The 3,421-nt window shown below is 53.9% G+C and carries 2 rRNA genes; both read right to left on the reverse strand.

The annotated features are described in order from the left end of the window. Positions 1-6 precede the first annotated feature (6 nt). Positions 7-122, reverse strand: a 5S ribosomal RNA gene (gene rrf / locus MLC59_RS19335). A gap of 89 nt (positions 123-211) precedes the next feature. After that, positions 212-3,108 (reverse strand): 23S ribosomal RNA (locus MLC59_RS19340). Between the last annotated feature and the right edge of the window lie 313 nt (positions 3,109-3,421).

A 3,421-nucleotide genomic window follows, 5' to 3' on the forward strand; every position in this document is an offset into this window, starting at 1 on the left:
TTAAGAGCCTGACGATGACCTACTCTCGCATGGGCAGAAGCCACACTACCATCGGCGCTGGTCTGTTTCACTGCTGAGTTCGGGATGGGATCAGGTGGTTCCAGACCGCTATGGTCGTCAGGCAAAACGGTTGATCACTGGGATGGATGAGATTGAAAGCGTTACGATCAAGGTTATCGCGGTTATCTGTAGCAATTGTCTTGGGTGTTATATAGTCAAGCCGCACGAGCAATTAGTATCGGTTAGCTCAACGCCTCGCAGCGCTTACACACCCGACCTATCAACGTCCTGGTCTTGAACGGCTCTTCAGGAGGCTCGAGGCCTCGGGGAGATCTCATCTTGGAAGGGGCTTCCCGCTTAGATGCCTTCAGCGGTTATCCCGTCCGAACATAGCTACCGGGCAGTGCCACTGGCGTGACAACCCGAACACCAGAGGTTCGTCCACTCCGGTCCTCTCGTACTAGGAGCAGCTTTCCTCAAATCTCCAACGTCCACGGCAGATAGGGACCGAACTGTCTCACGACGTTCTAAACCCAGCTCGCGTACCACTTTAAATGGCGAACAGCCATACCCTTGGGACCGGCTTCAGCCCCAGGATGTGATGAGCCGACATCGAGGTGCCAAACACCGCCGTCGATGTGAACTCTTGGGCGGTATCAGCCTGTTATCCCCGGAGTACCTTTTATCCGTTGAGCGATGGCCCTTCCATACAGAACCACCGGATCACTATGACCTGCTTTCGCACCTGCTCGACGTGTCTGTCTCGCAGTCAAGCGGGCTTGTGCCATTACACTAACCGCACGATGTCCGACCGTGCTTAGCCCACCTTTGTGCTCCTCCGTTACGCTTTGGGAGGAGACCGCCCCAGTCAAACTACCCACCACACAGTGTCCTCATCCCCGATAAGGGGACCAAGTTAGAACCTCAAACAGGCCAGGCTGGTATTTCAAGGTTGGCTCCACCCGAACTGGCGTCCGGGTTTCAAAGCCTCCCAGCTATCCTACACAAGCATGCTCAAAGTTCACTGTGAAGCTATAGTAAAGGTTCACGGGGTCTTTCCGTCTAGCCGCGGATACACCGCATCTTCACGGCGATTTCAATTTCACTGAGTCTCGGGTAGAGACAGCGCCCCCATCGTTACGCCATTCGTGCAGGTCGGAACTTACCCGACAAGGAATTTCGCTACCTTAGGACCGTTATAGTTACGGCCGCCGTTTACCGGGGCTTCGATCAAGAGCTTCGTCCGAGGACTAACCCCATCAATTAACCTTCCGGCACCGGGCAGGCGTCACACCGTATACGTCCACTTTCGTGTTAGCACAGTGCTGTGTTTTTAATAAACAGTCGCAGGGGCCTGGTATCTTCGACCGGCTTCCGCTCCACCCGCAGGGGCTTCACGTACACACCGGCGTGCCTTCTCCCGAAGTTACGGCACCATTTTGCCTAGTTCCTTTACCCGAGTTCTCTCAAGCGCCTTGGGATTCTCACCCTGACCACCTGTGTCGGTTTGGGGTACGGTCCCGAATAGCCTGAAGCTTAGAAGATTTTCCTGGAAGCATGGCATCAATGACTTCCAACCCGTAAAAGGGTCGTCGTCGTCACGTCTCGGCATTGTGGGTCCGGATTTGCCTAAACCCACTGCCTACTCGCTTAAACCGGGACAACCGTCGCCCGGCTCACCTAGCCTTCTCCGTCTCTCCATCGCAGCTATCCAAGGTACGGGAATATTAACCCGTTTCCCATCGACTACACCTTTCGGTCTCGCCTTAGGGGCCGACTCACCCTGCGCCGATTAGCGTTGCGCAGGAACCCTTGGTCTTCCGGCGTGGGGGTTTTTCACCCCCATTGTCGTTACTCATGTCAGCATTCGCACTTCTGATACCTCCAGCAGACTTCTCAATCCACCTTCGCAGGCTTACAGAACGCTCCCCTACCCCGCATACTTGCGTATGCAGCCGCAGCTTCGGTGACCAGTTTGAGCCCCGTTACATCTTCCGCGCAGGCCGACTCGACTAGTGAGCTATTACGCTTTCTTTAAAGGATGGCTGCTTCTAAGCCAACCTCCTAGCTGTCTGAGCCTTCCCACATCGTTTCCCACTTAACTGGTACTTGGGGACCTTAGCTGGCGGTCTGGGTTGTTTCCCTCTTCACGACGGACGTTAGCACCCGCCGTGTGTCTCCCGGATAGTACTCACTGGTATTCGGAGTTTGCATCGGGTTGGTAAGTCGGGATGACCCCCTAGCCGAAACAGTGCTCTACCCCCAGTGGTATTCGTCCGAGGCGCTACCTAAATAGCTTTCGGGGAGAACCAGCTATCTCCGGGCTTGATTAGCCTTTCACTCCGATCCACAAGTCATCCCCTGGCTTTTCAACGACAGTGGGTTCGGGCCTCCAGTGCCTGTTACGGCACCTTCACCCTGCTCATGGATAGATCGCCCGGTTTCGGGTCTATGCCCAGCGACTAAGTCGCCCTATTCAGACTCGGTTTCCCTACGGCTCCCCTATACGGTTAACCTCGCCACTGAACATAAGTCGCTGACCCATTATACAAAAGGTACGCCGTCACGGAACAAGTCCGCTCCGACTGCTTGTACGCATACGGTTTCAGGGTCTATTTCACTCCCCTCACAGGGGTTCTTTTCGCCTTTCCCTCACGGTACTGGTTCACTATCGGTCAGTCAGGAGTATTTAGCCTTGGAGGATGGTCCCCCCATGTTCAGACAGGATTACACGTGACCCGTCCTACTCGATTTCACTGGACTCAGGTTTCGGATACGGGGCTATCACCCACTATGGCGGCTCTTTCCAGGGCCTTCTCCTACCAGTTGTCCAGCTTAAGGGCTGGTCCCCGTTCGCTCGCCGCTACTGAGGGAATCTCGGTTGATTTCTTTTCCTCGGGGTACTTAGATGTTTCAGTTCCCCCGGTTCGCCTCTTACACCTATGGATTCAGTGTAAGATACCGACCCGAAAGTCGGTGGGTTTCCCCATTCAGAGATGCCCGGATCATAGCTTGTTTGCCAGCTCCCCGAGCCTTATCGCAGGCTTCCACGTCTTTCATCGCCTCTGACTGCCAAGGCATCCACCGTATGCGCTTAGTTGCTTGACTATATAACCCCAAGACAACTGACCATCACCCACTCGTTCAACAGGACATCATCAACCACCGAGGTGATCGATAATCTCTCGTTTCTCGAGAAGATTCAGAGACAGTCGACTGAAGCTATAAACAACCACTTCAACGACACACCGGATAACGCTTGATCGTTATCGCTGAAACTCTGTTCTGAACTAGAAGAACAGAATTTCGTGTTTCAATCTCATCCGAATTGTTAAAGAGCAATTCTGACCCAGTGATCAGAAAGAAGGGCTTCATCAAACTGAAACGCTTGTTTCTGCACACTGGCTTGCGCCAGGTAATC

Origin of the sequence: Marinobacter bryozoorum, from assembly GCF_023156245.1 — a bacterium.
Classification (GTDB): Bacteria; Pseudomonadota; Gammaproteobacteria; order Pseudomonadales; family Oleiphilaceae; genus Marinobacter; species Marinobacter bryozoorum.